We start from the raw sequence: 25,476 nt of genomic DNA on the forward strand, positions 1-25,476 counted from the left end.
CGAAGTCCTCGCGCCCTTTCTGTCTGGCCTGAAGCCGCTCCTTACGAAGCGAGCTTGCGCAGCACGTAGTGCAGGATGCCACCGTTCATGAAGTACTCGACTTCGTTGGCGGTATCGATGCGGCACAGTGCGGTGAAGGTCAGCTTGGTGCCGTCCTTGCGCGTGACTTCCACTTCCACGTCCTGGCGTGGCTGAAGGTTCGCAACGCCCTTGATCGTGAAGGTGTCGTCGCCCGAGAGCGCCAGCGAATGGCGGTTCTGGCCTTCCTTGAACTGCAGCGGCAGCACGCCCATGCCGACGAGGTTCGAGCGGTGGATGCGCTCGAAGCTTTCGACGATCACGGCGCGGACGCCGAGCAGGTTGGTGCCCTTGGCTGCCCAGTCACGCGAGGAACCGGTGCCGTATTCCTTGCCCGCGATCACGACCGTCGGCGTGCCGGCGGCCTTGTGCTTCATGGCAACGTCGTAGACCGAGCCGACCTCGTCGCCGAAGCGCGAGAAGCCGCCTTCGACGCCGGGTACCATCTCGTTCTTGATGCGGATGTTGGCGAAGGTGCCGCGCATCATGACTTCGTGGTGACCACGGCGCGCGCCGTAGGAGTTGAAATCCGCCTTCGAGACCTGGTGCTCCATCAGCCACTGGCCGGCGGGGCTGTCAGCCTTGATCGAGCCGGCGGGGCTGATGTGGTCGGTGGTGATCGAATCGCCCAGGATAAGCAGCGGCTTGGCTTCGATGATGTCGCTGACCGAAGCCGGCGTCATCGACATGCCTTCGAAGTACGGCGGGTTGGCGACATAGGTCGACCCGGCGCGCCACGAGTAGGTTTCCGAACCGGTTACGTTGATCGCCTGCCAGTGCGCATCGCCCTTGTAGACGTCAGCATAGCGAGCCTGGAACATGGCGCGATCCATGCAGCCGGCCATGGTGGTGGCGACTTCGCTGTTCGTGGGCCAGATGTCCTTGAGGTAGACGTCTTGGCCGTTGTTGCCCTTGCCGATCGGGGTGGTGGTGAAATCTTCGACCACGGTGCCCTTGAGCGCATAGGCGACGACCAGCGGCGGCGAGGCGAGGAAGTTCGCGCGCACATCGGGGCTGACGCGGCCTTCGAAGTTGCGGTTGCCCGAGATCACGGCCGCGGCAACAAGGCCGTTGTCGTTGATCGCCTTGCTGATCGGTTCGGCGAGCGGACCCGAGTTGCCGATGCAGGTGGTGCAGCCATAGCCGACGAGGTTGAAGCCAACCGCATCGAGGTGCTCCTGCAGCCCGGCCTTGTTGAGGTAGTCGGTAACGACCTGCGAACCGGGAGCCAGCGAGGTCTTGACCCAAGGCTTGGGCTTGAGACCGAGTTCGTTGGCCTTCTTGGCGACAAGGCCTGCAGCAACCAGCACGCCCGGGTTCGAGGTGTTTGTGCACGAGGTGATCGCGGCGATGGTCACGTCACCGTCGCCGATGTCGAAGTCCTTGCCTTCGACGGGCACGCGGGCCGGGGTCTTCTTGTAGGTGTTGGCCATGTCGGCGTTGAACACGTCGTCGACTTCGGGGAGCGAGACGCGGTCCTGCGGGCGCTTGGGGCCGGCGAGCGAGGGCACGACAGTGCCGAGGTCGAGCTCCAGCGTCGAGGAGAAGATCGGCTCGACCGCCGGGTCGATCCAGAAGCCCTGCTCCTTGGCGTAGGCCTCGACGAGCGCGATCTGCGCTTCCTCGCGGCCGGTCAGGCGCATGTAGTCGAGCGTCTTGTCGTCGATGCCGAAGAAGCCGCAGGTTGCGCCGTATTCCGGAGCCATGTTGGCGAGCGTCGCGCGGTCAGCGAGGCTGAGCGCGGCAAGGCCGGGGCCGTAGTATTCGACGAAGCGGCCGACCACGCCATGCTTGCGCAGCATGTTGGTGCAGGTCAGCACGAGGTCGGTGGCGGTCACGCCTTCCTTGAGTTCGCCGGTGAACTTGAAACCGACGACTTCGGGGATGAGCATCGAAACCGGCTGGCCGAGCATCGCGGCTTCAGCCTCGATGCCGCCAACGCCCCAGCCCAGCACGCCGAGGCCATTGACCATGGTGGTGTGGCTGTCGGTGCCGACGCAGGTGTCAGGGTAGGCGACCGTGACGCCGTTCTGGTCGGTCGAGGTCCACACGGCCTGGGCGATGTTCTCGAGGTTGACCTGGTGGCAGATGCCGGTGCCCGGGGGCACGGCGTAGAAGTTGTTGAGGCTCTTCGATCCCCACTTGAGGAAGTCGTAGCGCTCCATGTTGCGCTGGTATTCGATTTCCACGTTCTGTTCGGCCGCCTTGGGGTGGCCGAACTCGTCAACCATGACCGAGTGGTCGATGACGAGGTTCACGGGGACCAGCGGATTGATCTTGCTGGTGTCACCGCCGAGGGTGGCGATGGCATCGCGCATCGCGGCAAGGTCGACCACGCAGGGCACGCCGGTGAAATCTTGCAGCAGCACGCGCGCCGGGCGGTACTGGATCTCGCTGTTGGATTCGGTGGGGCTCTTCTGCCAGTCGACGATCGCCTTCACGTCATCGGCGGAGACGGTGAAGCCGCCGTCCTCGAAGCGCAGGAGATTTTCGAGAAGGACCTTCATCGAGAAGGGCAGGCGCGAAACGTCGCCGAACTTCTCGGAAGCCTTCTTGAGCGAGTAATAGGCGTAGTCCTTGCCGCCCACGTTCATCGTGCTGCGGGTGCCGAGCGTATCTTGTCCGACCTGGGTCATGGCTTTGCGTCTTCCCTCCTGTCGCGGCCGTTGCTGTACGGTGCCACGCGGGGAATCGCTCTTGGACCAAAGGCCCGTGGCGGCGCGGCTAGATACGGCCTGAAAGCGAGGGTGCGATGCGCGCAAAGCACCCTCGCGTCAAGGGCGGGGAGGCTGCATTTTTCGCAGATGCGGCACGATTTGTCGGGTAGGCGCGCTTATTGATTTGCAATTGCAATATATGCCGTGCTGCTACCCCAAGGGCTTGGCTTCGGGCAAGACGGGGGGCACCTTGCGCGTGGCATAGAGGCATCCGGCAACGATCAGACTGACCCCGACGAGCATCGTCGGGGTCACCGGTTCGGCAAAGGCGATCCAGCCAACGATCGCAGCCCAGATGAACGCTGTATATTCAAGCGGCACCAGCACCTGCGCCTCGGCCCGGCCATACGCCCAACTGAGCAGCATGAGCGAGGCGGCCGACAGGACTGCCGAGATCACCAGCAACCACCACACTTCGCCCGTGGGGAAGGGCGCCAGCCACCATGCGCCAAGGCCCAGGAATCCGAACTGCACCAAGGCCTGAAAGAACGCCACTTCTTCAGGCTTTGCCAGGAGCGCCTGCTGACGCTGCAGGACGAGGTTCCAGGCATAGAGCACCGCCGAAACAAGAGTGGCGGCCAAGCCCTTGACCACTTCGACGTCACCCGAGGCGCTGAACTGGCCCATTGCGATAACGACAACGCCAGCGAGCGCCAGCACCGAGCCGCCGATGGCAGAGGCGCGCACTTTCTCGCCGAGCAGCAGTGCCGCGAGATAGAGCGCGATCAGCGGGGCGATGAACGAGAGCGCAATGCCTTCGGCCATGGGCAGGCGGACAAGCCCATAGAAGAACAGCGTCGCCATGACCGAGGCCACGCAGCCGCGAAGCAGGTGCACCCTGAGCGTCGACCACTGCGGCCAACCCTGACCGCGCCACAACCAGACCGGCAACATGATGAGCGAGGCGGCAAACCCGCGCCAGCACATGGCGGCATAGGCGCCAAGGACGAGCGAGGCAGCCTTCATCACGCCATCCATGATCGAGAACAGCGCCAGGCCAAGTATCGTGGCAAGCACCGGGAGCAAAGGCAGGCGATGGTGGTTCATGACCTGAAGCCATAGGCAATGCAGTTGTGCGTTGAAACCTTTCAATCTGTGCGGTTGTTGTGTGATGGCAGGTCGGGATCGCCGATTCAGGCTGCAGTCAGGCGCGGCGCTTGATAGTGTCGGTGGCTTGGGGCAGGACATCCGGGTTTACGAATTGGCTCATTCGAGCGTCGAACGGGGTATTTGCAAAGTGAAGCGTGTGAACGATGGAACGGGCCTTTCCGGCAAGCTCGGCATGGCCCTGCTGGCGACCGCGCTGGTTTCGCAGCCGGCCTTGGCCCAGAACGCGGGTGCATCACCCGGTCCGATCGATCTGACGAAACAGGCCAAGCCACTTCCGGTCCCCGCGCCGACGGTAGCGGTGCCGCAAGGTCCGGCGACAGCTGTCGCGGCCGCGCCGCTTGCGCCCGAGCAGGCGCCGCATTGGACCCCTGCGGATGCGCAGGCACTGCTCGCGACCATCAAGGGCATCGGCGCTGATGGCCTGTTTGCCAAGGATTACGAGCCCGACGTGCTCGCCGCCGCAATCGCCAAGGGCGAGGGCAGCGAATTGGACGAGACGGCCACGCGCCTGTTCACCTGGCTGGCCGAAGACCTGCGCGACGGACGCACGCCGATGACGGCGCGCGTCCAGTGGTTCGCGGTCGACCCCGATCAGGACGTCAACCCGACCTCGCTGATTCTTGGCGATGCCCTGGCCAAGCATGACGTGAAAGGCGCGCTCATGGCGCTTCTTCCGACCGTGCCCGATTATGCAGAACTGAAGGCTGCGCTGCCAAAGGCACAGACCCAGAAGCAGGCTGCGCTGATTCGCGCCAACATGGATCGCTGGCGCTGGCTGGCGCGCGATCTTGGCACCCAATATCTGCTGACCAACGTGCCCGAGCAGATGCTGCGCCTGACCGTGCGCAACAAGATCATCAGCACCTACAAGGTCATTGTCGGCAAGCCCGGCAAGACCGCAACGCCGCAGCTTGCCGAAACGGTCGAGGGCGTGATCTTCAACCCCACGTGGACGGTGCCGCAGTCGATCGTGGTCGGCGAAGGGCTGGGTGCGCGACTGGTAGGCAATCCCAAGCAGGCCGAGCGCGAAGGCTACAAGGTGACCAAGGCCGGCGATGGCACGATCTACGTCGTGCAGCAGCCGGGTGACACCAATTCGCTGGGTCGCATGAAGCTCGACATGCCCAATGAGCATGCGATCTTCCTGCACGACACGCCCAACCGGAACCTGTTCAACCTGCCGGCCCGTGCGCTCAGCCACGGTTGTGTCCGTGTCGAGCGGGCGACCGAACTGGCCATGACGATGGCGATCCTCGGAGCGAACATGACGCCCGACGATGCCGTGGTGGCCCACAATTCGAAGACCTATACCAAGGTGCCGATGACCAAGACCTTCCCGGTCTATCTCACCTACTTTACCGTCGCTCGCGACGTGAATGGCATGCTGCGCTCATTCCCGGACATCTACAGCCGCGATGCGCCGGTGCTGGCGAGCTTTGCCAAGCCGCGCCAGTTGCACACCACGCAGCGCAAGAGCACCGAGGAAGTGATCAAGCTCGACAATCCGCTGTAAGGATTGTCGAGAAACAATGCGCACCCGGCTCAGCATTTGCCGCCGCAAGGTGCGCTATGCCTCGGCCGAAGAAGCATGCGAGGTCGCTGCTGCCAGCGGCCTCGTCCTGCATCCCTACTATTGCGACCGGTGCTGGCGCTGGCACCTTACCAGCAGGACCAAGGGGCGCCGCCGCCCGGCCGGTCAGCCGAAGCCGAGCCTGTCGGCGTAGAGCAGGCGTCCGCCCGAGAGGTGCCACAGCGCTTCGTTGAAGTCGGCCTCACCCATGGCAAAGCAGCCATCCGACCGGCCCAGCTTGCCCCACTTCTCCAGCATGGCCGGATTGGCATACCATGCCGGGTGCATCACGATTGCGCGATCGAGCACGTTGGAATTGTCCGGTTCCAGCCCGCCCAGACGGATCGAGGTGCCGTATTTGCCCTTGTACCATTCCCAAGTGACATAGGCCCCGCGCGAGGTGGCAAGGCTGCCTACCTCGTTGGAAAAGGTCTTGAGGAAGCCGTCATGCTCGGGGTCTGATCCGCGCCCGTGCGAGACCAGGAAGGACCGCACCTCGCCGCGCTCGAGATTGGCGAAGTGCAGGCGCGGCAGGGACGAGGGCAGCGCGAAATCGACGATCCCGACAATGTCGGTGCGCCAGAGCGAAGCGCGATGCTTCTCCAGTTGCTGTGCCGCGAGTTCGAGCACCCTGCGATGCTGATCGTTGGGATAATAGGTGGCAGCGGAAACGCGTGATGGCAGCAGCGCCGCAGCAGATCCTGCCGCAACACCGGCCAATACCGATCGTCTGTCGATTCCGTTCTTCATGTCCGATCCCGTATCACGCCCACCCCGTATCGCGCGTGAACGGCGTGCATTCTAGGCATTTGCGACCGGATTTCCAGCCTTTGCGCCAGATTGCAGGCCAAGCTCCATCAAGGCCGGCCCGTCAACGCGCATCACCGTCCATTCGTCCATCAACTTGGCGCCCAAGGACTTGTAGAAGCCGATGGCCGGTTCATTCCAGTCAAGCACCGACCATTCCAGCCGAGCGCAGTCGCGTTCGACAGCCAGGGCGGCAAGGTGCGAGAGCAGCGCCTTGCCAAGTCCCGATCCGCGGGCTTCGGGCTTTACGAACAGGTCCTCGAGATAGATCCCGGGCTTGCCTTCGAAAGTCGAGAAATTGTGAAAGAACAGGGCGAAACCCTGCGCCTTGCCATCGATCTCGCCGATCACGACTTCGGCATAGGGGCGCGGCCCAAACAGCTTTTCGCCCATCACGGTCTCGTCGAAACGGACTTCGTCGGCGAGCTTCTCGTACTCTGCCAGGTCCCGAATCAATTCGGCGACGAGCGGGAGGTCGGCAGCGGTGGCGGGGCGGATCGAGATCGTCATGCCGTGCGACCTAGCGTGTTGACCGGAACCTTGCCAGCCCTGCCGGATTGCGAAAGGATGGTGTCCGTGGCCCGACTTGCACTTGTCCTTGCTCCTGCAGCGCTGTCCCTTGCCGGGTGCGCCATGCCTGATCGGGTTGCACCGACAATGCCGACAACAGCGCCGGTGCCCGCTCCGGTGCCCGCGGCGCACCAGACGCGTATCCTTGATGGCACTGCCGCCGCGCAACTCATGCGCAATGCAGGCGTCACGCTGCAATGGATCGACTGGAATACGCGCGGCACGGCCCATGCGCGCGACGATGGTGGGGTTATCCGCCTTACCGCGAGCCAGAATTCGTCGACCGGGCCGGGGCGGCTCTGGCTGGACGGGACAGTCACCGAGATCGGCGCGGACTACTTTATCTTTTCGGGCACCATCCGCATCGTCGATACGCCCGATGCGGGTCGCAAATGTGAGGCCACGCGTACGGATTGGCGCTTTGCCGTGACCCAGAGCCGTCCCTACTGGCGCCTGCGCACATTCGAATGGTGCGACGGGCTGACCGATTACATCGACATCTACAAGCCGGCGAACCCGCGCTGATCACATTGCGGCGTGGTGCGCCTGCGTAGCCTGATCGAGCCTGAGAAAACGCGCCGCGTTGTTATAGAAGATGTCGCGCTTTTGCTCTGCGGTGAGGAAAGGGGCTGCCTCGATCGTGTCGATCGCCTTGCCGATTGCCTCGGGCCAGACCATCTGGTCCGAGCCGAACATGATCCGCTTGCCAAAGCCCGCATCCATCAGCGCCTTGAGATAGGCGTAGAAGGATGGGCGCGGCTGGGTCCAGTCGATCACGCCGAGGTCCACATAGACCTGCGGATGACTGTAGAGCAGGGCGATGGTGTCATCGAGCATCGGGAAGCCGGCGTGCATCACGTTAACCCGCAATTTCGGGTGGCGCAGCAGGACGTCTTCGAGCAACAGCGGGCTGGACAGCCTTGCACGGTAACCTGAACCGGGAAGATAACCCACGCCCGGCGGCCCGGGGCCCATGTGGATCGATACGGGAATGTCTTCCTTCTCGGCCACGGCCCACAAGCGTTCGAGGCGAGGATCGTCTGCCCCGACGCCATCATATTGCATCATGAGTTCGCCGATAGCCACGAGATCGCCTGAAGCTTTGAGCCTGCCAAGGCCCTCTTCAAGCTTTGTATCGAGGGGCCAATCCGGAATGAGGCTTGGCATAAGGCGCTGCGGAGCCGCGTTGCGCCAGCGATCTACCAGTTTCTTCGGTCCGGAGACGAGACCGATCACGTTGTATTTCTCAAGCTGTGCAAGCGACCGGGTCATGACCTCATCGTCCTTCATGGGCGAGACGATCGGATCCTTGCATTCCTTGCCGGAGAACAGCGTGCCGAAGTTTTCGGGCGGCGCTTGATGCGTCTCCCAGACAGGCATCGTGATTGGCGAGCACAGCGCAAGCGGCGGCGGCCCCTGCTGGTCAGCAGAAAGGGCATGCAGGTGCATGTCGAGGATCGGTGGCCGGGCAAGGGCCGCAGCGGCGTAAGAGCCGGAAAGGAGGGCGAGGGCGACGATGAGGCCGCCCCGCATTACTCTGCCGCCTCGGTCACGTTGCCGGCGTCGGTCGTGGCCGCTTCGATCTCGGCAGCCTTCTTTTCGACCAGCGAGACGATGTGATCCAGCATCTCATCCGAATGGACTGTATGGTCGGTCACGCCCGAGAGGTAGACCATGTGCTTGCCGTTGCCGCCGCCAGTCAGGCCAATGTCGGTTTCGCGCGCCTCGCCGGGGCCGTTGACGACGCAGCCGAGGACAGAGAGCGAGAGCGGCGTCTTGATATGGCTGAGGCGCGATTCGAGCGCTTCGACCGTGCGGATCACGTCAAAGCCCTGCCGTGCGCACGACGGGCAGGACACCACGCGGACGCCGCGGGTGCGCAGGCCGAGGGACTTGAGAATCTCGAAGCCGACGCGAACTTCCTCTTCCGGTTCTGCCGAAAGCGAGACGCGCAGTGTGTCGCCGATGCCGGCCCACAGCAGGTTGCCGATGCCGATCGAGGATTTCACCGTGCCGCCGATCAGCCCGCCCGCCTCGGTAATGCCAAGGTGCAGAGGGCAATCGACTGCTTCGGCAAGACCCATGTAGGCGGCGACCGCGAGGAACACGTCGGAGGCCTTCACCGCCACCTTGTATTCGTGGAAGTCGTGGTCCTGCAGCAATTTGATATGGTCGAGCGCCGATTCGACCAGCGCCTCGGGGCAAGGCTCGCCGTACTTTTCCAGCAGATCCTTCTCGAGGCTGCCGGCGTTGACGCCGATGCGGATCGCGCAGCCATTTGCCTTGGCGGCGCGGACCACTTCAGCCACGCGGTCGTTGCTGCCGATGTTGCCGGGATTGATGCGCAGGCAGGCAGCACCTGCATCGGCAGCTTCGAGCGCGCGCTTGTAGTGGAAATGGATGTCCGCAACGATCGGCACGCGCGCGGCCCGCGTGATCTGGCGAAGCGCGGTGGTGCTTTCCACGTCCGGGCAGGAGACGCGGATGATGTCGGCCCCGGCATCCTCGCAGCGGCGGATCTGGTTCAGCGTCGCCACTGGATCGGACGTCAGCGTGTTGGTCATGGTCTGGACGGTGATCGGCGCATCGCCACCGACGGGGACACTGCCAACCATGATCTGGCGGCTCTTGCGACGCGCGATATCGCGCCATGGACGGATCGAGGACATGAGCCCTCTATAGGGCTTCGAAAGGCTGACCGAAAGGCGTCTAAAGCGGTCCGGCGAACATGAATTCGGGATCGCAGTGATCACCCACCCAAAATTCGATGTCGGCCACCTTGTCGAGCCCGTAGCGGCGATAGAAGCGCTGGGCATCCGGGTTGTGGGCATAGACCGAAAGCTGCATCTCGTCAGCACCCCAGGACCGCGCTTCAGCGAAGGCCCAGTCCATCAGCCGTGCGCCCGCACCGCGCCCGATCAGGTCGGGGTCGGTATAGAGCTGCTTCAGTTCCATAGGTGCCTTTGCCGCGGTGTGCGACGGCAGCGAACTCGTGCGGGCTATCTTGCAGAAGCTGGCCAGCACGCCGTCCTCCTCCTCGATCACGGCGATCTTCATTTCCGGGTTCGCAAGCTGCGCCAGAACAGTCTGCTCGGAATGGGATTCGTCGAGGAAGCGCGCGAGATTCTCGGGGCTGTAGAGCGAACCGAACTTGGCGATGAACGCGCGGCGACCAAGATCGGCAAGGGCGGCAGCATCGGCAACAGTGGCAAGGCGTAGCGTCATGGCTTGGCTGATAGCCCAGCCAGCGTGACGATTCTACTAGTGGTTGCCCGCGGCAATGGCGGCCTTCTCGGCGGGTGAAGACCGTCTTCCAAGCACGTCGTTGCGATGCGGAAAGCGGCCGAAGCGGGCGACCATCCGGTAATGATCGACTGCGAAGCTGCGGATGTAGCTGCTGCCGAGCCGGGTAAACCTTGCGAGGCTTTGGCGCTGATCGGCGATTTGTTCGGAATGCATCAGCGGCATCAGAAGAAATTGCTGCTCGGCTTGCGACAGGCCGCCAAGCCAGCCTCCGGCGATGGCGGCATGGGTGATGGCGCGTGCCAGCTTGTCCGTGGCAAAGGCGCGGGCATCTTCGCGGAAGATGTTGCGGGGAACCTGATCAAACAGGAGTACTGCAGCCAAGGCCGTTCCCCGGTCCTTCAGGAAGCGGCTTGGTTGCTGCCCGCGCATCGCGTGCCAATGCTTGGCAAAACGCGTACGGATCTGTCGGTCGACAGTATCATCCCGGGCAAAGCGCTGCTCGGGAGCAAGCTCTGTAAACCAGAAATGCAGGAGCGCCCGCACCCAGCCCTGTGGTGCGGCGCTCATGCCTTAGCTGGCCTTGTCGGCCTTCACCTTCTTGTAGGGAACGAACTGGCCCAGGCCAATAGAACCGCGCCAGAATCCCGCGTTACGATCCACCATCCGGACGATATCGACACTGCACAGTTGCGAGCCGAAGGGCGTGGTCACCATGATGTCGTTGTCGCTCAGCGTGGCTGCACCCGCATCGGGACGGTTGACCCAAAGCGTGTTGCCGGCGTCATAGACGATGGCGGTCTTGTCATAAATCCGCGTGTTGATCACGCGCGGCAGGTAGATGCAGTCCTCGGGCTTGCCGGCAACGCGTCCTTCAAGCGCCTTGGCGAGTTCCTGTTCAGGGGTAAGACGCGGCTTGGCGTCGGCGGCAGCCCCGGCAAGGAGCAGCGATCCGGCGGCCAGTGCCGCAGCGAGTTTGCTGGCGGTCTTGATCATCTGGCACTTCCTTTCGATTCGGTCTTCAACCGATATCTAACAGCAGCTTAACCCATGCTGAGCGCATTGCAACGCGGGAAGGTTCCCCACGTATGGTCAGGCGGTGCCGCCGATCGTCAACCCTTCCACCAGAAGCGTCGGCTGGCCGACGCCCGCAGGTACGCTCTGCCCGCCCTTGCCGCAGACGCCCACGCCTTCGTCGAGGGCAAGGTCGTTGCCGATGCCGGTGACCTTGGTGAGGCAGGTCGGGCCATCGCCGATCAGCGTCGCGCCCTTGATCGGCGCGCCAAGCTTGCCATTCTCGATGCGATAGGCCTCGGTGCACGAAAAAACGAACTTGCCGCTGGTAATGTCGACCTGACCTCCGCCAAACGACTTGGCAAAGATGCCGTTCTTCACGCGCGACAGCAATTCAGCCGGATCGTCGTTCCCGCCACGCATGAAGGTGTTGGTCATGCGCGGCATGGGCGCATGGGCGAAGCTTTCGCGACGGCCATTGCCGGTGGGGGCAACGCCCATCAGGCGGGCGTTGAGCCGGTCGTGGATATAGCCCTTGAGGATGCCATCCTCGATCAGCACGTTTTCCTGCGTGGGCGTGCCCTCGTCATCGATCGAGAGCGAGCCGCGACGGCCCTGGCCGTTGACGCCAAGGAGCGTGCCATCATCGACCACGGTAACGCCCGGTGCCGCCACGCGCTCACCGATGCGGCCCGAAAAGGCACTTGTGCCCTTGCGGTTGAAATCGCCTTCGAGGCCATGGCCGACCGCTTCGTGCAACAGCACACCGGGCCAGCCGGGGCCAAGCAGCACGGTCATCTCGCCCGCCGGCGCGGCAATCGATTCGAGGTTCACCAGCGCCTGCCCAAGCGCCTCGTCGATCGCGCGGTTCCATGTCTCCGGCGCGAACAAATCGTCATAAAGGCGGCGGCCGCCGATGCCGAACGAGCCGGTTTCGCGGCGGCCGTTCTGTTCAGCGACGATCGAGACATTGAGCCGGACCAGAGGGCGCACGTCGTGGGCGACGAAGCCGTCAGCGCGCACGATCTCCACGACCGACCACGAACCTGAGAGCGAGGCCGAGACTTGCGCCACGCGCGGATCGCGGGCGCGGGCTGCGGCGTCGATAGTCTCGAGCAGCTTGACCTTGGCCTCGAACGGGACAGCATCGAGCGGCGAGGCTTCGGTATAGAGATGGCGGTTGTTATTGCGCGGTGGCGAGGCAGGCTGGCCCTTGGCCGGATCGAGCAGCTTGAGCGTTTCGCCAGCACGCGCGATGGCGGCGGCAGAAATTTCATTGGCGTGGGCAAAGCCGGTCATCTCGCCCGATACGCCGCGCAGCCCGAAGCCTGCATCGCGTGAATAGTCGGCAGTCTTCAACCGGCCATCGTCGAAGCCGAAGCTCTCGCTCGCAATGAACTGCATGTACAGTTCGCCATCGTCGCATGACTTGAGCGCGTTGGCGGTGATCCGCTGCGCTTCATCCGGCGAAAGCAGGCCAGAACGATAGAGCAGCGAGCGGGTGTCGAGTTCGGTCATGCAACCGATATAGGACCTGGCCGCGAGAAGGCCAGAGGGGGCAGCGATTGATCAGGCTGCCTGCGCGTTATCTGCCGGACCGCCCTTGAGGACGAACCGCTTGTCGCAATATCCGCATTCGACGAAACCCTTCTCGTCAATCTCCAGCCAGACGCGTGGATGGCCGAGTGCTGCGCCGCCACGAATGTCGGAGGCGCCATCGCACTTGACGCGGTGGTGATCGGTGAAGACGGTTTCGGGTGCCTGCATCATGGCGTCGCGGCTAGCAAATTGGCAGGGTCCAGACAATTGCGTTTTGACACGCGCTGGTGCAGGCAGCGGGCCATGGCCAGCCTTGAAACTTCCGAAACGACCTCCGCGCCCGCGATCCGCATCCGCGACCTTGTCAAGCGCTACGCTCCGACCGGCAAGGCGCCGGGCAAGCTTGCCCTGGACGGTGTCAGCTTTGACGTCCCGCAAGGACAGATCTTCGGGCTGCTGGGCCCCAATGGCGCCGGCAAGTCGACGTTGATCAACACGCTGGCAGGCCTGGTCATGAAATCTTCCGGCTCGGTCGAGATCTGGGGCCATGATATCGATCGCGATGTGCGCAATGCCAAGGCTTCGATCGGCATCGTGCCGCAGGAGATCGTGTTCGATCCCTTTTTCACGCCGGCCGAAGTGCTCGACAACCAGGCCGGGCTCTACGGTGTGCCCAAGGCCATGCGCCGGACCATGGAGCTTCTGCGCGCAGTCCATCTGGCCGACAAGGCCGATGCCTACGCTCGCTCGCTGTCAGGCGGCATGAAACGCCGGCTGCTTATCGCCAAGGCAATGGTGCATGCCCCGCCGGTGCTTGTGCTGGACGAACCCACCGCCGGCGTCGACGTCGAACTGCGCCGCCAGTTGTGGGAACTGGTCGGTGAACTCAACCGCGATGGCGTTACTGTGGTGCTGACCACGCACTACCTCGAGGAAGCCGAGGAGCTGTGCGACCGTATCGCCATCATCAATCACGGCAAGCTCATCGCGAATAAGCCGACCCGTGAACTGGTCGACATGGCCCGCGAAAAAATCGTGGTGTTGACTTTGGATCGCGCAATCGATGCTGCACCGCAGCATCCGGCGTTCCTGAACAGCTCGATCACGGCTGATAAGATCGTCGAGATCGGTTATGACAAGGATCGCATGAACGCCGGCGAAGTAATGTCGGTAATGCAGGGGCTTGGCTATTCAATCGTTGACGTTTCGACTCGCGAAGCGGATCTCGAAGACGTTTTCGTGAGCCTTACCAGCGCACCGCGCTAGAGATCAAAGCTAACTTTGGTTATCCGCGGAATTAACTAAAAGTGCCTTTTCGCCTGCTGTTCGCCGGCGCCAGCCGCCGCCTTCGCGACGCCTGATCGGTGCTCCGCAGTGCTGACACGTGCCAACGAAAAACAATCCGTTCCATTCAACGCCTTCACGGAACGGACGATGCCGATCGAATAGGCACAGCAATCGGCGCACGGCACTCACCCCCTTGTCCCGTCGTCGTGAATAAGGATTTTTACGTATCATGCTGCGACTGCGAAGCAAGCGCTCAAGAATGCCTTGCGAGATGAAATTTTTGTAATGTTGACAGCCGGTCTTCGCTTGCGACCGTTACTGTGGTCGTGAACTGCGCACTTGCAGTCCGCCGTTCACGAGTTAGGGCAAGGTCGTGCGCCGCGTGCAAGGGCGCAGAGAGGATTTGGGCGCGCCAATGGAACAGCCAGAACGACCCGGTGATGTGTCCGCGCAAGTGACGCATGACGTATTGGTAATCGGCTCGGGCGCCGCCGGACTGACTGCAGCGCTTGTGCTTGCCGAGCGTTGCCGGGTGCTGGTGCTTGCCAAAGGCAGCCTGGATGGCGGATCGACGAATTGGGCGCAGGGCGGCATCGCTGCCGTGCTTGATGCGGGCGACACTTTCGAAGACCACATCCGTGACACGATGATCGCCGGCGCAGGCCTTAACCGCCGTGACACGGTAGAGTTCGTGGTAGAGAACGCGCCGCGCGCGATTGCCCGGCTTAGCGAGCTTGGGGTTCCGTTCAATGCCGAAGCCGGCGCGTTGCACCTGACGCGGGAGGGCGGGCACTCGCACCGCCGCATCGTCCACGTCGACGATGCCACCGGAGCCGCCGTGCAGAAGGCCCTGCTGAAAGCCGCCCGCGAACACCCCAACATTACCTTGCTGCCCGGCCGCACCTGCATCGATCTCATCACCGGCCGTCACGAAGCGGCGCGCTATTCGGGGTCGGGCCGCGTCTGGGGCGTCTACGCTCTCGACGAGGAAACCGGCAAGGTCGAGGCACATGTCGCACGTGCAACGATCCTCGCGACCGGCGGGGCGGGGCGCGTGTACCAGTTCAGCACCGCACCGCGCGGGGCGACTGGCGATGGCATCGCCATGGCGTGGCGGGCAGGCGCTCGCGTCTCCAACATGGAGATGATGCAGTTCCACCCGACCTGCCTCTACAATCTCGAGGTCAAGAACTTCCTGATTACCGAGGCCGTGCGGGGCGAGGGCGGCCACCTGATCAACCCGCGAACCGGCAAGCGGTTCATGGACTTCTATGATGCCGAGCGCATGGAACTTGCGCCGCGCGATGTCGTCGCCCGCGCAATCGATGCCGAGATCAAGAAGTTCGGTCTCGATTACGTCCATCTCGATATCAGTCATATGCCTGCAGACTTTGTCCGGGGCCATTTCCCGAACATCTACGAGAAATTGCTCGGCCTCGGCATAGACATGACCACCCAGCCGATCCCGGTGGTGCCGGCACAGCATTACACCTGCGGCGGCGTTCTCATCGATCTTGATGGGCGCACCGATCTTCCCGGGCTTTATGCGGCGGGCGAATGCACCGAAAGCGGGCTGCACGGTGCCAACCGCCTGGCTTCGAATTCGCTGCTCGAATGCTTCGTGTTCGGTGAAGCAGCGGCGCGGCACATCCTCGAATGCTGGGACCAGTTCAGCGCACCCCCGGCGATCAGCCCGTGGGACGAAAGCCGCGTCACCGATTCCGACGAGGAAGTGGTCATCAAGCAGAACTGGACCGAGATCCGCCGCTTCATGTGGAACTATGTCGGGATCGTACGCACCAACAAGCGGCTGGAACGGGCGGCGCATCGCATCCAGATGCTGAACGACGAGGTCAACGACTATTACGGCCATTTCCGCGTCACGACCGACCTGATCGAACTGCGCAACCTGTTGCAGAGCGCCGAGCTGATCGTGCGGTCCGCCCGTGCCCGCCACGAAAGCCGGGGCCTGCACTTCACGCTCGATTACCCGCAGACCGATCCCGTGGCCCGCGACACCTTGTTGGTGCCCTAGGCCTCAGGCGGCTTCCGCTTCTACGAACTCCGGGTAGAAAACCGGCGCGCGTGTCGACCAGCCCTGCGCTGTTGCAGCGGCTTCGCTGATCGACTGCAGCAGCGCGCGGCGGCGGTCGGGGCGGATCAGCGGCAGCGCGGCTGCACCACAGAACGCCCCCGGAAGCCACGGGCGCGCCTCGGCGCCAAGCAGGCGTTCGTAAAGGAATCTGTAGGCGGAAAAGCCGGTCAGACGGTCCTGCGCCAGATCGAAGGCCGTGAGGCGTACGAGCGAGCCCATGAACGGTTCGAGAGAGTCCAGGCCTTCCACGTGCGGCAGGAACTGGCGGAGCAGCGGCAGTTCTCGATAGAGCTCAACCTGCTGACGGATGGCGATGACCTCGCCAGACCCGCGAGCCCAGCGTTGTTCGGGATCGCCGCGCCCGAGCGCAATGTCGAGACTGCGCCGGATGTAGCGCTGTTCGCACGCGGCAAAGCTCGCAAATTCCCGCAATTCTGAAATCGTCATGCCGCTTGAATCAAACCGCGCCATGGTCCCGCCCTCCGGCAGCGGGCGGAGAATCGGCCCGGTGCAACATCGCGAAGGTCGCAGATCGTGGTTAATTCAAGGTAAGCATGTCGGATGCAGAAGGCTGCGGGTGAACCGCAGCCCTGGCGTAAGGATCAGGAAAAGGCCTTGTAGGCGCCATACAGACTGGTCAGCGTCAGCACGATGCCGACAAGGATCAGCATGGTCTTCGCCGGGATGTGCTTTGCCGCCCAAGCGCCGAACGGTGCCGCCGCAATGCCGCCGATAAGAAAGCCAAGCGTGGCCCCGGCAACGTCTGCAAATCCGAGCTTCCAGACGAAGGCTGCCGAAACGGTCAGCGTGAGGAAGAACTCGACGGTGTTGACCGTGCCGACAACCTTGCGCGGATCGGCTCCCTGGATCAGCAGATTGGAAGTTACAACCGGCCCCCAACCCCCGCCGCCCACAGCGTCGAGGAATCCACCGACCAGGCCGAGCGGCGCAACCCAGTTGGCCTCCTTGAACTTCGGCGGATAGAAGATCCCGCGGATGAGGAGATAGACGCCGATCGCAGAAAGATACAGCAGCACCCATGGCTTTACCAGCGAGGCATCGAGCGACGACAGCACGTATGCGCCAAGAATGCCGCCTGCCATGCCCGGTAACAGCAGTCGGAAGAACAGCTTCTTGTCGACATTGCCGTGGATCAGGTGGCTGATTCCTGAAGTCGCGGTGGTGAAGCATTCGACAATGTGAACCCGCTGCGAGGCCAGCGCGGGCGGAATCCCCAGCACGCCGACCATGAGCGTGTTGGAGATGACGCCGAACGCCATGCCGAGTGCACCATCCACCATCTGCGCGGCGAAGCCGACAGCGATGAACGGGAGCAGCGCTGTGAAATCGATGCCTGCAATGAAGTTCATGCGAATCGATCCCCTGTTATCGCCGCGAACGTTTCGCCGCTGGCTAGCGCAAATCAAGCTCTACAAAAATGGTAGAAATATTGCCTTGCCGCAAAGGGAGGGTTTGCTGCGACCGAATGCAATGTTCAGGGACGCTCAACCACTATCGCGTCCCGGCGTTTCTCGGGCCGGATATAGATGGAAGAGAGCTGCGGTATCGCAGCTTTCAGGCTCGCCTCGATCTCCTCAATCACCGTTTCTGCCCGACCCATGGCAAGATCATCCTCGAAATCGGCGCTGATCGCCACGAACACCGCATCGGGGGCGGTATGGATCGTGCGGATGTGGTTGACCGAAGTGATCTCGGCCCGGCTGTCGAGCACCTTGCTCACCGTCTCGACCAGTGACGGATCGGCACTCTCACCGATCAGCAGGCCCTTTGCTTCGCGGGCCAGCAATACGGCAACTCCGGCCAGGATGACGCCGATTACCACCGAGGCCATGCCATCGATTCGGGGATCATTGAATTGCTGGCTGGCCCAGACGCCTGCTCCGGCGATGATCAGCCCTGCAAGAGCTGCGCTGTCTTCGAACAGCACGACGAAGGAGGCGGGGTCTTTCGAGCGTCGCAAGGCCTTCCACCACCCCATGTCGCCACGCGCGCCATTGAACTCCTTGACGGCCAGCGTCCACGAACCGCCTTCGAGCAGGATCGCCACGCCCAGCACGATATAATTGAGCAGGGGGTCGCGCAGCGGCTCCGGCTCCTGGATATGGACGATGCCTTCATAGATCGAAACGCCTGCACCCAGCGCAAAGATCAGGATCGCGACGTTGAACGCCCAGAAATAGAGTTCGCGGCCATAGCCGAACGGATGAAGGCGATCGGGCGGTCGCTTGGCCCGCGATTTGCCATAAAGCAGCAGTAACTGGTTGCCTGAGTCGACAAGCGAATGCACGCCCTCGGTCAGCATCGCCGATGAGCCGCTGATCGCCGCAGCCACGAACTTGGCGATGGCGATACCGACATTGGCTGCCAGCGCGCCGTACAGCACGATGTTCGCCTTGAAGTGTGCACCCGCTCCGGGTGCTGCCTGGGCCGCGCTCATCGGTCAGCGTGGCAAGGCATAGGCAATGACCTGATCACCGATCGGGGTCTCCATGAAATGATGGCCACCCGGCGCAATCACCAGATACTGTCGGTCGTTTACGGAATATGTCATCGGCGTGGCCTGTCCGCCAGCCGGCAGCACATCCGACCACAGCGTCTCACCAGTCCTGAGATCGATGGCACGGATCAGGTTGTCGGTCGCCGCCGCGATGAAAACCACGCCGCCGGCCGTCACCACCGCGCCGCCATTGTTGGGCGTGCCGATCTCGAACGGCAGCATCGAAGGGATTCCGAACGGACCGTTCGTGCGGGCTTGGCCGAACGGGCGGTCCCAGATGGTCTTGCCTGTCTCCATGTCGATCGCGCGGATGCCTCCATAGGGCGGCCGCTTGCACAGCATGCCGGTGAAGGGCATCCGCCAGCCGGCGTTGACATCGATAGCGTAAGGCGTGTGTGCCTGCGGATCGCCCGCACCCTCGGCTCCGCCGATGCGTCCGCGTGCCTGGTTGCGCGGTGCCCAGCCAAGCTCGTTCGCCTTTTCGCGCGGCACCAGGCGCACATAGTTGGGCATGTCGTTATAGTTCGCCACGATCACGCCGCGCTGCGGATCGACGGCAACGCCGCCCCAGTCTGTCCCGCCGTTGTAGCCGGGATACTGGATCGAGCGCTGCATGCTTTCGGGCGGGGTGAAGAAGCCCTTGTAGCTCGCCTGACGGAACTGGATGCGGCAGATCATCTGGTCGATCGGCGACATGCCCCACATGTCGCTTTCCATGAGTGCGGGCTTGCGCAGGGTGTGCCACAGCGACACCATCTGCGTCGGCGCGCGCTCGGCCGGCTCGACGCCGCCTGCGGGCGCGCGGATCGTGCCGACTGGCGTCAATGGCTGGCCGGTGCGCCTGTCGAGCACGTAGATGTCGCCCTGCTTGGAAGGCAGGACCAATGCAGGCGTGCCCTTGTAGTCGACGAGCGTGGCCTGCGCTCCGAAGTCATAGTCCCACACATCCTTGCGTACTGCCTGGAAGTGCCACCGCGGCTTGCCGGTCTCTACGTCGAGCGCCACGAGCGACGTCGCGAATTCGTTCTCCTGCGGACGGCGCAAGCCAGAGAAGTAGTCGGCGGCGGCATTGCCCATCGGCAGATAGACAAGGCCCAGCGCCTCGTCGCCCGAAGCGATCGTCCACATGTTGGGCGTGCCCCTTGCCCAGGTCTGCCCGGTTGGAGGGTAGCCGTTCCAGTCAGGGTGCATCATGTCCCAGGCCCAGCGCAGCTTTCCGGTCGTGGCATCGTAGCCGCGAATGACTCCCGAGGGAGCCCAGCGGTCTTGCCCGTCCAGAACCTGGTGACCCGTCACGACAACCCCGCGCACGATGGTCGGCGGCGAATTGATCGAAACGTATCCGGGCGGGGTATCGCCCATGCCGATCTTGGTATCGACTTCGCCGTTGGTGCCGAAATCTTTGCAACGCTCGCCGGTCTGCGCATCGATGGCGAACAGGCGGGCATCGAGCGTGCCCAGGATGATCCGTGCCGCGCAGGTCCCGGTCGCCCCCGGTACGGCATAATAGCTCACCCCGCGGCAGGCAGCGGTATATGGGATCGCGCTGTCCGGCATGCGCGGGTCGAAGCGCCAGCGATCCTTGCCCGTGGCGGGATCGAGCGACAGGACCATGTTCTTCGGTGTGCAGACGTAGAGATTGTTGCCGATCTTGAGCGGGGTATTCTCACCACCATAGGTCTTGGCGATCTGCGGCGAGGAAGGGACGTCACCTGTGTGCGTCAGCCACACACGCTTGAGCGATCCGACGTTCTCGGGCGTGATCTGCGCAAGGGGCGAAAAGCGACGTGCGCTGTAGGACCCACCATAGGCCGGCCAGTCATCACCCGGGGTCTGGAGCGCCGGGTCGCCCATGTTGCCCAGTGTCGCGGGAAGTTCCGAGAGCGGCCTTGGTGACGTTATCTGGGCAAAGGCAAATGCGGTGCCGGCCAGCGCCACGGTCGCCAGTGCAGAGCCTGCCAGAGCATTGCGCCAGCGATGGCGACGAACAGACATCGTCGGCATGACCAGAAACGTCGCGATCAGGAGCACGAATGGAGCGAATACGCGCGGCACCAGCGCCCAGTTGTCGATGCCGGCTTCGCCCAGCGCCCAGATCACCGTGCCAGCGAAGATCAGGATGTAGAGCCAGCCGCCGATCCGGCGCCGCTGCATCAGCAGCAAGCCCGATGCGATCATCGCAACGCCGGTCACCACGTAGTAGGGGGAGCCACCGATCCCGGCGAGCCATGCTCCTCCCACAGTTAGGACCAGCCCGATCAGTGCGATGACAAGGCCCAGCAGGAACGGCGCAAAGGGTCTGCGCTTTCTGACAAACTCGTTCCGCTCAACCGCTGTGTCGACCACTTCTGCCTTGGCAGGGGTATCCATGGTCGCGCTCCTTCGGGTCGATTACGGCAATACCGTTCAACCGGGCGAAGCGCGCATGCGTTCCCCAATAGGCGGAAATAAGCTGGAAACAATCAGCGCCGGCGGTAGCGGAAGTACCACACCTCGTGTCCGTAGACCGTGCGTGCCTTGTGTTCGTAACGCGTCTCGGGCCAGCCGCCGGGGCGGTTCTGGAAGTCGCTGGCCTCGCTCGCCAGCCATTCGAACTGGTGCTTGTGCCGGCGCATGACCATCAGCGCGTGGCGCAAATAGACGGCATGATCGGTGCCGAAGCGGAACTCGCCGCCGGGCCGCAGCTTGGCCGCGAACATGTCGAGTGGACCATCGTTCATCATGCGCCGCTTGGCATGGCGCGCCTTGGGCCAGGGATCGGGATGCAGCAGATAGAGGAACGACAGCGCGCCATCGGGAATGCGGCGCAACACTTCGAGTGCATCACCATGATGGATGCGCACGTTGGGAATGGGGGGATGCGCCCCATTATCGCCGGAAACATGCGTGAGCGCCTGTGCCACGCCGTTGAGGAAGGGCTCTGCGCCGATGAAGCCGTGGTCGGGCAGCATGTCGGCCCGATAGGCCATGTGCTCGCCGCCGCCGAAGCCGATCTCGAAGTGGAGCGGACGCGGCTCGCCGAACAGCACCTCGGCCGTGATCGGCCCTTCGGCCGGCATGGCGATCTGCGGCAGCAGTTCATCGACCAGCGCCTGCTGGCCCTGCCGCAGGGGCTTGCCCTTCGCGCGGCCGTAGAGGCGGTTGATCGTCGTCGGATCGCCGGGTTTGTAGGCTGTCATGGCGGCGGCATTTGGCAGGCAGGCCTGCAGGGGTCAATATGACCGGCACGTCTTGGCCAAGTACAAGAAAATTGGTTGGACGGTGCAGGGCGGCTGTGGTGATCAGGTCGGCATGCCTGCCACCGATCCTGCGCCCCCGATCATAGCGGACTTGACCGACAAGGAACTCGAAGTCCTGAGAATGCTCACGGCGGGACACACGATCAAGTCGATTGCGGCAACTCTGGGCCGGTCCGAGGCGTCGATCAACGAACGTTTGCGCGATGCCCGTCGCAAGACCGGCATCGGCAGCAGCCGCGAACTGGCTCGCCTGGTAGCGGGACAGGAAAACTGGCCCAGAAAAACTGATCTTTCCCCAGTCGAGCAGACCGGCGACGCCGAGGGGCAGCCCGCTGCGGCGGTGCGTCACTGGCAGAAAGGAAAGATCGCCATGTTAGCCCTGATACCTCTTGCAGCCGGACTCCTCTTCACAGCGTCAGCGACGCAGCAGCCAGCCCCGGCCCCAGCGCAGGCCTCCATCGCGCACGCGTCACCGCTGATCGGCAAATGGTCGCTTGATACTACGCGCATTCCTGAAGAAGAGCGCCCGCGCAGTGTAACCATCGCGTTCAGTCACGGCACCGGCAAGACTTGGAACACACGCGTGGACATCGTCGCGCCTGACGGCAGCGAGATGACCGCAACCTCGACAGCGGCGCTCGATGGCAGTGCCGTACCGATCGCTGGCAACATCCCGATCTTCGATTCCGTCTCGCTGCGCCAACCTTCGCCGAACACCCTGGTGATGACGCTGGGCAAGGGCGGCGAACAGGTCGCAACGCGCGTCTACACCGTGGCGAAGGACGGCAGGTCGATGATCGAAACGATTGTCTGGGCCGACAAGACCTTGCCTAAGATGGAAACGACCTACTTCAGCCGGGTCGGATAAGCACCTGCCGGGTGGGGTCAGGCCTTCTCGAGCTTTTTGTGCTTCGATTCCACCCAGGTCCTGGCCGCATCACCACCCCACAACAACCATGCAATGAAGCCGGCCGACGGATCGCTGTCACTGTTCCAGCGATCCCCTGCAGCCTTCCTGTCGACTTCATGGCGCGCGAAATAGCTGTACATCGACTTCACGTCGCTTTCCGATAGCGGCTTGCCCTCGGATAGCTGGTGGGCCCTTGCCACGCCTACTTCGGTGCCGCCGCGGTTGAAGTTGTCGCGCAGCCGTAACCCCCGTCTGGCAGCCGAGGCCATGCGCTGCGTCGGCTTGAAGGTCTGCTTGTCAGTCACGGCTGAGAGACTCCGGCTTGTGCGCGGCGCGCTTGCCTTCGTCGGTTTCCACCAGATACTCGGGATTGTCCTTCGAGGCTGCCACCTTGTGGCCCTTGATCGTGGTGGCCTTCTCAAGCTCGCGCACCACCTTGCCATGCGCTTCGCCGCCGTGGCTCTTCCACGAAACCTTGTCGCCCGCTTTCAATGCCTTCGCCATGTCGTCCAATCCTTGTCTTGGTTCAAGGGCTTAGCGGTCGAGCGGGTGGCGGGTTCCGTTCCTTGCCCGCAAGTGCAGGGCGCAAATGCGAAAACGGCCCGCCGTGTCCGGCAGGCCGTCTCCAGGGATGGCGATGAAAAGTGCGCTTGGCGTCAGGCCGCCTCGATCGCGCTCATGTCGTCGGGATCGCGCAGCACGTAGCCGCGGCCCCACACGGTCTCGATGTAGTTCTCGCCGCCGCAGGCGTGGGCCAGCTTCTTGCGCAGCTTGCAGATGAACACGTCGATGATCTTGAGTTCGGGCTCGTCCATGCCGCCATAAAGGTGGTTCAGGAACATTTCCTTGGTCAGCGTCGTGCCCTTGCGGAGCGAAAGCAGCTCCAGCATGGCGTATTCCTTGCCCGTGAGGTGGACACGGGCGCTGTCGACCTCGACCGTCTTGGCATCGAGGTTGACCGAAAGCTTGCCGGTGCGGATGACCGACTGCGAGTGGCCCTTCGAACGGCGCACCACGGCGTGGATGCGGGCGATCAGTTCCTCGCGATGGAACGGCTTGGTCACGTAGTCGTCGGCGCCGAAGCCGAACGAGCGAACCTTACTGTCCATCTCCGAGATGCCCGAGAGAATCAGGACCGGCGTCTGGACCTTGGCGACACGCAGCTTCTTGAGCACGTCGTAGCCATGCATGTCCGGCAGGTTCAGGTCGAGCAGTATGATGTCGTAGTCATAGAGCTTGCCCAGATCGAGGCCTTCTTCGCCAAGATCGGTAGAATAGACGTTGAAGCCTTCGGTCGTGAGCATGAGCTCGATCGCCTTGGCCGTAGTGGGTTCGTCCTCGATCAGCAGTACGCGCATTGAACCGCCCCTTTTTTGCCATGTCCCCAGTGGCAATTAACCCGTCATCAATCCGGATTGCCCGCCATTAACCATAGGAGGAATGAACATGAAAGGTTAATTTGTTGTAAAGGCGAACGCGCGTTTTCGTCGCGTTAACCACCGAGGTGCCCGGTAATGACTCATGGTCGGGTGCAAGTGATTCAGAACGGGACAGGAAACGCCGGTAAACCACGGTGTCCCGTAATGAATCAATCCGGAACTGGCCGACGCCGGGCGCCGACAGAATAGTTAACGAATCGAATGAAATTCCCGCAGGGCTCTTGCCGCGCTGCAGAAAGATGCCCGAATCAGGCCCCGGAAACGCCCAGACTTGATGCGGCTTCACGCAGTTTGCGCGCATTGGCGCTATCGTTGCGGAACGCGGCGAGGCCCTTCTGCAGCGCTTCGGCGGCCTTCTTGGGTTCGCCCAGTTGCATGCGGCTGCGCAGCAGCATGATCCAGCCATCGACGTTGGCCGGATTGGCTTCGAGCTTGCTCTCGAGTCCGTCAACCATGCCCCGGATCATCGCCTCCTGCTGGCCCTTGGGCATTCCGGCGGCGGCCTTCATCTGTTCACTGGTCGGCCCCGGAATGCCGGCGGCAGCCTTGTGCGGACCATCGGTGATCACGCCGCCTGCAGGCGCTGCGAACTGCGCCTCGGCAAGGCGCTTCTCGACATCGATCTTGCGCTTCTCGCCCACGTTGCGGATGACTTCGCGGATGTCCTCTGCGTAGGGCGCGTCCGATGGCGTATCCCGCAGCAGATCGAACCAGGCATTGATCGCCTGACGGTGCCGGCCTGAAAGATCCATCGCCACCGCCTGGAAATAGCGGGCGCGAGCATCCTTGGGGTCAAGCTTGATCGCCTTGTCGAAGGCTGCCTTGGCATCGCGCGGCATGCGCCCTTCTTCCTTGCTGGCAAGCACCAGCGATTCCCCAAGGAAAGACCAGGTCTCGGCATTGGCCGGGTCGATCTTTGTGGCCTTTTTCAGTGCGGTTGCCGCCTCGGCATAGCGCTCGGTCTGGAAATAGGACCAGCCGAGCATGCGCCAGCCTTCGGCATCCTCGGGGTTTTCGGCCAGCTTGGCTTCCAGCTTGGCAATGACATCGTCGACCGATGGCTGCTGGCTTGGCGCAGAGGGCGGCGGTTCTGCCGCCGGCGGCGGTGTCTCCGGCCCGCGCAACATGGCCACGGCCCCGGCGCCAAGGGCGATCACACCGGCAGCGATCAGCGCAAGCCTGCCTGCGCGCGACGCCCCTTGCGCGGATTCGCGCTTTGCGGGGGCGGGCTGGGGTTCGGTCATCGCTTGCTCCTGTCGGCCACCATCGCCGGTGCCGTCTGACATGCGCATATCGCGCTGCCCGCATTGCTGGCAAGCCGTAGCGGTCGCAGGAACCAG

At 63.1% G+C, this 25,476-nt stretch carries 26 protein-coding genes; 6 read left to right on the forward strand and 20 right to left on the reverse strand.

The genetic code is table 11. From position 1 onward, the window contains the following. Positions 1-41: 41 nt before the first annotated feature. Together acnA and B9A23_RS12285 are read right to left on the reverse strand one after the other, a co-directional pair. Positions 42-2,714 (reverse strand): aconitate hydratase AcnA, encoded by a 2,673-nt coding sequence (gene acnA / locus B9A23_RS12280; protein ID WP_084279357.1) that lies wholly within the window; start codon positions 2,712-2,714, stop codon positions 42-44. A 231-nt stretch (positions 2,715-2,945) separates the two neighbouring features. After that, entirely contained in the window at positions 2,946-3,842 is an 897-nt protein-coding gene (locus tag B9A23_RS12285; protein WP_084279358.1) for a DMT family transporter, read from the reverse strand. 235 nt (positions 3,843-4,077) lie between these two features. On the opposite strand from B9A23_RS12285, the gene B9A23_RS12290 reads away from it, so the two are divergent. Then, on the forward strand, positions 4,078-5,418 hold the full coding sequence (locus tag B9A23_RS12290) for a L,D-transpeptidase family protein (protein WP_084279563.1): 1,341 nt from the start codon (positions 4,078-4,080) through the stop codon (positions 5,416-5,418). A gap of 16 nt (positions 5,419-5,434) precedes the next feature. Beyond that, the gene (locus tag B9A23_RS12295; protein WP_084279359.1) at positions 5,435-5,629 is read left to right on the forward strand and encodes a hypothetical protein; all 195 of its coding nucleotides are present in this window, start codon (positions 5,435-5,437) and stop codon (positions 5,627-5,629) included. On the opposite strand, the gene B9A23_RS12300 is transcribed toward B9A23_RS12295, so the two are convergent. Further along, on the reverse strand, positions 5,602-6,225 hold the full coding sequence (locus B9A23_RS12300) for a murein L,D-transpeptidase catalytic domain-containing protein (protein ID WP_084279360.1): 624 nt from the start codon (positions 6,223-6,225) through the stop codon (positions 5,602-5,604). The genes B9A23_RS12295 and B9A23_RS12300 overlap by 28 nt on opposite strands. Positions 6,226-6,276: 51 nt before the next feature. Next, positions 6,277-6,792 carry a GNAT family N-acetyltransferase gene (locus tag B9A23_RS12305; protein WP_084279361.1) on the reverse strand — a complete coding sequence of 172 codons (516 nt, stop codon included), beginning with the start codon at positions 6,790-6,792 and terminating at the stop codon, positions 6,277-6,279. A 57-nt stretch (positions 6,793-6,849) separates the two neighbouring features. Between B9A23_RS12305 and B9A23_RS12310 the strand changes: the two genes are divergently transcribed. Then, a complete protein-coding gene (locus B9A23_RS12310; RefSeq protein ID WP_084279362.1) occupies positions 6,850-7,377 on the forward strand; it encodes a hypothetical protein in 528 nt (175 codons plus the stop codon). Here the strand turns inward: B9A23_RS12310 and B9A23_RS12315 are convergent, their stop codons facing one another. The 7 genes from B9A23_RS12315 to B9A23_RS12345 form a co-directional block, all read right to left on the reverse strand. Next, a complete protein-coding gene (locus tag B9A23_RS12315) occupies positions 7,378-8,385 on the reverse strand; it encodes an amidohydrolase family protein (RefSeq protein ID WP_084279363.1) in 1,008 nt (335 codons plus the stop codon). Beyond that, a complete protein-coding gene (gene ispG, locus B9A23_RS12320) occupies positions 8,385-9,521 on the reverse strand; it encodes a flavodoxin-dependent (E)-4-hydroxy-3-methylbut-2-enyl-diphosphate synthase (RefSeq protein ID WP_084279364.1) in 1,137 nt (378 codons plus the stop codon). Before ispG ends, B9A23_RS12315 begins: the two co-directional genes overlap by 1 nt. Before the next feature lie 40 nt (positions 9,522-9,561). Next, positions 9,562-10,077 (reverse strand): GNAT family N-acetyltransferase, encoded by a 516-nt coding sequence (locus B9A23_RS12325; RefSeq protein ID WP_084279365.1) that lies wholly within the window; start codon positions 10,075-10,077, stop codon positions 9,562-9,564. Positions 10,078-10,113: 36 nt separating this feature from the next. Continuing rightward, positions 10,114-10,665 (reverse strand): DUF924 family protein, encoded by a 552-nt coding sequence (locus B9A23_RS12330; RefSeq protein ID WP_084279366.1) that lies wholly within the window; start codon positions 10,663-10,665, stop codon positions 10,114-10,116. 3 nt (positions 10,666-10,668) lie between these two features. Further along, on the reverse strand, positions 10,669-11,091 hold the full coding sequence (locus tag B9A23_RS12335; RefSeq protein ID WP_084279367.1) for a hypothetical protein: 423 nt from the start codon (positions 11,089-11,091) through the stop codon (positions 10,669-10,671). A gap of 96 nt (positions 11,092-11,187) precedes the next feature. Then, positions 11,188-12,627, reverse strand: a complete 1,440-nt coding sequence (gene tldD / locus B9A23_RS12340; protein ID WP_084279368.1) for a metalloprotease TldD — start codon at positions 12,625-12,627, stop codon at positions 11,188-11,190. A 51-nt stretch (positions 12,628-12,678) separates the two neighbouring features. Then, complete coding sequence (locus tag B9A23_RS12345) at positions 12,679-12,879, reverse strand: zinc-finger domain-containing protein (protein WP_084279369.1); 201 nt, start codon at positions 12,877-12,879, stop codon at positions 12,679-12,681. Positions 12,880-12,951: 72 nt separating this feature from the next. On the opposite strand from B9A23_RS12345, the gene B9A23_RS12350 reads away from it, so the two are divergent. Both B9A23_RS12350 and nadB read left to right on the forward strand, forming a co-directional pair. Continuing rightward, on the forward strand, positions 12,952-13,914 hold the full coding sequence (locus tag B9A23_RS12350; RefSeq protein WP_084279370.1) for an ABC transporter ATP-binding protein: 963 nt from the start codon (positions 12,952-12,954) through the stop codon (positions 13,912-13,914). A gap of 436 nt (positions 13,915-14,350) precedes the next feature. Continuing rightward, a complete protein-coding gene (nadB, locus tag B9A23_RS12355) occupies positions 14,351-15,970 on the forward strand; it encodes an L-aspartate oxidase (RefSeq protein WP_084279371.1) in 1,620 nt (539 codons plus the stop codon). A 3-nt stretch (positions 15,971-15,973) separates the two neighbouring features. On the opposite strand, the gene B9A23_RS12360 is transcribed toward nadB, so the two are convergent. The 5 genes from B9A23_RS12360 to B9A23_RS12380 all read right to left on the reverse strand — a co-directional run bounded on the left by B9A23_RS12360 (position 15,974) and on the right by B9A23_RS12380 (position 21,727). Beyond that, positions 15,974-16,501 carry a hypothetical protein gene (locus B9A23_RS12360; RefSeq protein WP_084279372.1) on the reverse strand — a complete coding sequence of 176 codons (528 nt, stop codon included), beginning with the start codon at positions 16,499-16,501 and terminating at the stop codon, positions 15,974-15,976. A gap of 131 nt (positions 16,502-16,632) precedes the next feature. Beyond that, the gene (locus tag B9A23_RS12365) at positions 16,633-17,400 is read right to left on the reverse strand and encodes a sulfite exporter TauE/SafE family protein (protein ID WP_084279373.1); all 768 of its coding nucleotides are present in this window, start codon (positions 17,398-17,400) and stop codon (positions 16,633-16,635) included. Between the two features lie 125 nt (positions 17,401-17,525). Then, entirely contained in the window at positions 17,526-18,488 is a 963-nt protein-coding gene (locus B9A23_RS12370) for a cation diffusion facilitator family transporter (protein ID WP_084279374.1), read from the reverse strand. A gap of 3 nt (positions 18,489-18,491) precedes the next feature. Beyond that, entirely contained in the window at positions 18,492-20,918 is a 2,427-nt protein-coding gene (locus B9A23_RS12375; RefSeq protein WP_084279375.1) for a membrane-bound PQQ-dependent dehydrogenase, glucose/quinate/shikimate family, read from the reverse strand. A 92-nt stretch (positions 20,919-21,010) separates the two neighbouring features. Next, the gene (locus tag B9A23_RS12380; RefSeq protein WP_084279376.1) at positions 21,011-21,727 is read right to left on the reverse strand and encodes a tRNA (guanine(46)-N(7))-methyltransferase TrmB; all 717 of its coding nucleotides are present in this window, start codon (positions 21,725-21,727) and stop codon (positions 21,011-21,013) included. On the opposite strand from B9A23_RS12380, the gene B9A23_RS12385 reads away from it, so the two are divergent. Beyond that, positions 21,726-22,655 (forward strand): helix-turn-helix domain-containing protein, encoded by a 930-nt coding sequence (locus B9A23_RS12385; RefSeq protein WP_254895093.1) that lies wholly within the window; start codon positions 21,726-21,728, stop codon positions 22,653-22,655. The two genes, B9A23_RS12380 and B9A23_RS12385, sit on opposite strands and share 2 nt — an antisense overlap. A gap of 17 nt (positions 22,656-22,672) precedes the next feature. Here the strand turns inward: B9A23_RS12385 and B9A23_RS12390 are convergent, their stop codons facing one another. From B9A23_RS12390 to B9A23_RS12405, 4 genes are all read right to left on the reverse strand, one after another. Beyond that, a complete protein-coding gene (locus tag B9A23_RS12390; protein ID WP_217806606.1) occupies positions 22,673-23,002 on the reverse strand; it encodes a hypothetical protein in 330 nt (109 codons plus the stop codon). Further along, positions 22,995-23,201 carry a hypervirulence associated TUDOR domain-containing protein gene (locus B9A23_RS12395; RefSeq protein WP_084279377.1) on the reverse strand — a complete coding sequence of 69 codons (207 nt, stop codon included), beginning with the start codon at positions 23,199-23,201 and terminating at the stop codon, positions 22,995-22,997. The genes B9A23_RS12390 and B9A23_RS12395 overlap by 8 nt, the downstream gene beginning before the upstream one ends. A 152-nt stretch (positions 23,202-23,353) precedes the next feature. Beyond that, positions 23,354-24,055 (reverse strand): response regulator transcription factor CtrA, encoded by a 702-nt coding sequence (ctrA, locus tag B9A23_RS12400; protein WP_084279378.1) that lies wholly within the window; start codon positions 24,053-24,055, stop codon positions 23,354-23,356. A 329-nt stretch (positions 24,056-24,384) separates the two neighbouring features. Further along, positions 24,385-25,422, reverse strand: a complete 1,038-nt coding sequence (locus B9A23_RS12405) for a tetratricopeptide repeat protein (RefSeq protein ID WP_254895094.1) — start codon at positions 25,420-25,422, stop codon at positions 24,385-24,387. Positions 25,423-25,476 lie beyond the last annotated feature (54 nt).

It is taken from the genome of Novosphingobium sp. B1 (genome assembly GCF_900176395.1).
Taxonomy (GTDB): domain Bacteria; phylum Pseudomonadota; class Alphaproteobacteria; order Sphingomonadales; family Sphingomonadaceae; genus Novosphingobium.